This window comes from Rhodococcus sp. LB1 (genome assembly GCF_001583455.1).
Taxonomy (GTDB): Bacteria; Actinomycetota; Actinomycetes; order Mycobacteriales; family Mycobacteriaceae; genus Rhodococcus_F; species Rhodococcus_F opacus.
In genome coordinates this window covers 15644-19860 of record NZ_LTCZ01000109.1, presented here as the reverse complement: position 1 = coordinate 19860, position 4217 = coordinate 15644, and the positions used below count along the sequence as shown (strand labels likewise).

The window sequence follows — 4217 nt, the reverse complement described above, 5'->3', positions numbered from 1 at the left end:
TCCAGATCGGTGCATCCAGGTTAATTGGCCACCCGTTGATACTGTCGACTCGGGGACCGCGTGCTGCGGTGATGATTCTCAGTGACGCCGAGCGGACCGAGTTGGAAGGCTGGCCCGTCGGCGTAAGAGTGCTGCGGGATTGGCGATGGGTTCGAAGATCGTGTTGGCGTGCGCCGATGTCATATATCGAATTCAGGAGTAGCGCAACGGCTCGAGCTCGACCGATCGACGGTGAGGCGACGGCGGAACAGGTCTGTCGACGCTCGATGTGACGGACTTGCTCGACGAACCACGCCCAGGTCGGCCGCGGACAGTCGACGATGCAAAGATCAAAGAGTTGATCACCGCGACTGCTTCCACGGGGACGGTCGAAGACGGGTCACCGATCCCGATCTCGACGCCCGGTTCCGAGGGCCTCGAGGTCTGCTGGACGAATCGCAGATCACGCTGTGCCGTGAGTTCCGTCCCTGCGTAGGACACGCTCGAGTCGACTCCGACGGACGCGACCCATTGGTCGACGCGATTGACGACGGAGCATCTCGACTTGTCTCAGTCCACTGCCTGGAGAGTGTGGCGCCGCTTTCGGAGTGGCTCCACACAAACTGGACTCGCGGAAACTGTCGGAAGATCGATTGTTCACCGAAAAGGTTCGCGACGGCGCATCCCTCTCGCCTCAACAATCACAACCCACCTACTCCACAATTGGCAGACAGAACCTTACGTGGATCTGGCGCAAATTTCGTGATTACTATGGGGCGCTTGATCATCCGGCATGTATGACGCGTTTGCGGAGTAGGTCGAAGTTGGCTCGCCCGTACATCTGCCGTTTGAGCATCTTATAAGTTACGTGGAATCTGGCCGGGGGGATGATCATGTCTCCTCGGTGTTGACCACGGAACTGAGGAGATGGCTTGAACGGCACGGTGGTGTTGGAGGAGAAGTGGCCGGTGTTGAGCCGGCATGTGCAGGCGGCCGGATGGCTGCGGGTGTGGACCGATCTCGGGAGGGCGCCTCGGACGATCGACGCCTACGCACGGGGGCTTGCCGAGTATCTGGAGCTGTGCGAGCGGGAGGGTGTCGACCTGCTCACGGCGAGCCGGGCGCATGTCGGCGTCTATGTGCGGGAGTTGACCGACCGGCCCAGCCGCCGTGGCGCGAATGTGGTGTCGCTCGATTCCGGATCCGGGCTGGCGAATGCCACGATTCAGCAGCGGCTGGTGCCGGTGCGGCTGTTCTACGACCACCTAATGGAGGAGGGGTTGCGCGAGTCCAATCCCGTTGGTCGGGGCCGTTTCACGCCCGGCCGACGGGGCGGCGGGAATCAGCGTGGGTTGGTGCCTCGGTTGACGAAGCTGCCGTGGATTCCCACCGAGCGGCAGTGGGCGGACATCCTGGCCGTCGCCGCCGTGGAGCCTGTCCGCAACCGCGTGATGCTCGCCCTGGCCTACGATGCCGCGCTGCGCCGTGAGGAGCTGTGCTCGCTGCGTACCGGCGATCTCGACCCGGCCCACCGCACCCTGCGGATCAGGGCGGAGACGACGAAGAACCGGCTCGAGCGGGTCGTGCCGTATTCGGCTGCGACCGGGGTGCTGCTGTCGAACTATCTCGCGCACCGGGCGAGCCTGAGCAGGGCACGCGGACCGCTGTTCCTGTCGGAGTCCCGCCGCAATCATGCCCAGCCGCCAAAGTCTGTGGACGTGGTCGAAGGTGGTGCGACGGATTGCCCTGGCCGCCGATGTTCCGCGGTTCTCCACGCACACCACTCGGCATCTGTGTCTGACCGATCTGGCCCGGATGGGCTGGGAACTGCACACGATTGCGACCTTCGCCGGGCATCGCCATACGGACTCGACGCTGCGATATATCCACCTGTCCGGGCGGGATCTGGCCGACAAACTCGGCCGCGGCATGGACCACATCCACGCCTGGCGCATCGCAATGCTCACAGGCATGGACGCCCCGACCCCAGGAACGCCGCGGTGACCGCGCCGCTGTCGGGCAACGCCAACCCGGACTCCGAATCACGTTAATGCTCACCGCTCGTCGCGCACCACTTCGACACCACTATCGAGGTCCGAGACGACGAGGTCAGGGCCATCGGTGAACACGGCGTGCGCAACCTGCGGCGGCTGCAGTATCACGATCCGAACGCGCCGGGCTGGCGCGTGATCGGACGACTGCTGCGACCGCTGGAAACGGTCAACGCAGGACTCGATTCCCCGGCCACCGCCCATCGGCGGCGCGCCATGGCCGATGCGGTCGCGGTGCTGCTGGTGCGATGCGCCGAAGTCCGGCGGACGTTCTGGGGTTGGACCGCGGAGGAATGGTTCCATCTGCTCGGCCGTGACCAGGCCGAGTTCCGCCGGAACGCACCCGCCTGGGCCGGCGACGAGGTCCGCCCCTACCTCGCGGCGCATGCCTACCTGCTGGGCTCGTTCACTGAGTTCCACCGGCTCGGCAGCTTCCAACGACTGACCCTGTCGCGGCGGATCTTCGGGCGCGACCGAGTCAACGGCGAGATCGCCCGGGTTCGTCAGGTGCTCGCCGAGTGGGGTTATCGGCTCGGACACGGCGACGACACGCTGCTACCGATGGTGGCCTGCCTGCTGTTCCTGCTCAACTGCAGCCCGCACCTCGAGGACCTTGGCACCGACCTGTTCGATCGGGTCCGCCGTGACGGACTGCTCGGCGGCGCACGGCTGAACGCTCTGCATGCCGTGCAGCGGGCGGTGAATGCTCTGGGATTCTGTGACCAGCCGTCCGCGACGACCGGTCGTGGCACTGCGCGGGCGGCCGGCGATGCGCAGATCTGGCAGCAGTGGGTCGACCGCTGGTACGCGACCTCGACATTGACGCCGCGGGCACGCGGCAACGTCCGGTCCCGCCTGCTCAAGGTCGGCCGCTGGAGCGCAGCCGAGCATCCCGACGCCGCCGATCCGACGGCGTGGACCCGGCAGACCTGCGCGACCTGGGTCGCCGCGCTGACCGGATGAACGTCGGCGACTACGTGCACCGCACCACCGGACTCGAAAAGCGCCTCGGCACTCCACTGACGGCGTCGACCAAGGACGGTCACCTCTCGGCGATCCGGAGGTTCTTCACTGACTGTCAGGAATGGGAATGGCTACCCCGACGCTTCGATCCTGGGCGCGCACTGGCCACTCCACGCAGCATCACAGCGCTGCTCGGCCCGAACCCCCGGGTGATCGCCGACGACATCTGGGCGAAGCTGCTCTGGGCGGGACTGAATCTGTCGCACGCCGATCTCCCCGAGACACAATCCGGGCACTTCTACCCGTTCGAACTGGTCCACGCGATCACACTGTCCTGGTTGTTCTCCGGACTGCGCAGCGACGAGATCGCCCGCCTGCGGGTCGGCTGCATCCGCTGGCAGCACGACGACACCCCCATCGTCGGCGACTCCGATCAGGTGCTGGCGCGTGACGCGGTCTGCCTGCTCGATGTCCCCGCGCACAAGACCGGCACCGCGTTCACCAAGCCGGTCGACCCGATCCTCGGCCAGGCCCTCGACACCTGGCACGCGATGCGCCCCTCACAACCGCAGTTTCACGACCGCCGCACCGGCGAACGAGTCGACCTGCTGTTCGCCTTCCGCGCACGCCGGGTCTCCTCGTCCTACATCAACAACACGGTCATCCCGATGCTCTGCCACAAGGCCGGTGTCCCGACCGCCGACGTCCGAGGGAACATCACCAGCCACCGAGCACGATCCACGATCGCCAGCCAGCTCTACAACGCCAAGGAACCGATGACCCTGTTCGAACTGCAAGCCTGGCTCGGCCACCGCTCACCGCAATCCACCCAGTACTACGCAAAAATTAGCCCCACCACGCTGACACGGGCCTACACCGACGCCGGATACTTCTCCCGCAACGTCCGCACCATCGAGGTCCTCATCGATCGCGATGCCGTCACCTCCGGCGCCGCAGCCGGTGACGACACGCCATGGCAGTACTACGACCTCGGACACGGATACTGCACCTACACGTTCTTCGAGCAATGCCCACACAGGATGGCGTGCGCCCGCTGCGACTTCTACGCCCCCAAGGCATCTGGCAAGGGACAACTATTGGAGGCCAAGGACAATCTCCAGCGTATGCTCGCCGCGATCCCACTCAGCGACGACGAGCGCGCCGCCGTCGACGAGGGACAAACCGCCAGTAGTGTCGCAGAAGAAACCGGCGGGCCCGGACATC

Annotated in this window: 3 protein-coding genes and 2 pseudogenes; all 5 read left to right on the top strand. The window is 65.6% G+C overall.

All coding sequences use genetic code 11. The annotated features are described in order from the left end of the window. Nucleotides 1-71 precede the first annotated feature (71 nt). Nucleotides 72-349, top strand: a pseudogene (locus AZG88_RS53730) (helix-turn-helix domain-containing protein); the annotation flags it as partial. A gap of 129 nt (nucleotides 350-478) precedes the next feature. Then, nucleotides 479-602, top strand: a pseudogene (locus AZG88_RS55570) (IS630 family transposase); the annotation flags it as partial. 309 nt (nucleotides 603-911) lie between these two features. Next, nucleotides 912-2030, top strand: coding sequence for a tyrosine-type recombinase/integrase (locus AZG88_RS55565; protein ID WP_442971721.1), 1119 nt, complete (start codon nucleotides 912-914; stop codon nucleotides 2028-2030). Between the two features lie 81 nt (nucleotides 2031-2111). Next, on the top strand, nucleotides 2112-2993 hold the full coding sequence (locus AZG88_RS52625) for a hypothetical protein (protein ID WP_061698396.1): 882 nt from the start codon (nucleotides 2112-2114) through the stop codon (nucleotides 2991-2993). Next, a partial coding sequence (locus AZG88_RS52620) for a tyrosine-type recombinase/integrase (protein WP_197487850.1) occupies nucleotides 2945-4217 on the top strand: 1273 nt, incomplete at its 3' end. The genes AZG88_RS52625 and AZG88_RS52620, both read left to right, overlap by 49 nt.